Source organism: Metapseudomonas resinovorans (assembly GCF_002003485.1).
Taxonomy (GTDB): Bacteria; Pseudomonadota; Gammaproteobacteria; order Pseudomonadales; family Pseudomonadaceae; genus Metapseudomonas; species Metapseudomonas resinovorans_D.
Genome location: NZ_BDMA01000069.1, coordinates 1 through 328 on the forward strand (window position 1 = coordinate 1; position 328 = coordinate 328).

Below are 328 nucleotides of genomic sequence, written 5' to 3' on the forward strand. Positions count from 1 at the left end.
GGTCGGGTGCAGCGTGCGGATGCCTTTCAGCACTTGGCGAACGGTAGGGGTTTTGGTTGGATCAGGGAAACCCTGAGTGACATGCCACTGCGCGAGAGCGGCGAGGCGCTGCTTCAGCGTGTTGACGCTCAGCGTGTCCGCGTAGTCCACCAGGTAGCGCACGATGGCGTCGCTGGTGGCCGGTAGGAAGCCCCCCCAGGCCACCTCGAAGTGCTCGATCGCCGACTGGTAGCTACGGCGGGTGTTTTCCCGCGTACCGGCCTGCAGGTAACGCTCAACATCCTTCATCGCGGGTTCACGCTCGTTTCATACCGAAAAACGGCCGGCC

1 pseudogene is annotated in these 328 nt (G+C 63.4%); it reads right to left on the reverse strand.

The window, feature by feature from the left end:
* Positions 1 to 288 (reverse strand): annotated as a pseudogene (locus MnOB_RS19690) (site-specific integrase); the annotation flags it as partial.
* Between the last annotated feature and the right edge of the window lie 40 nt (positions 289 to 328).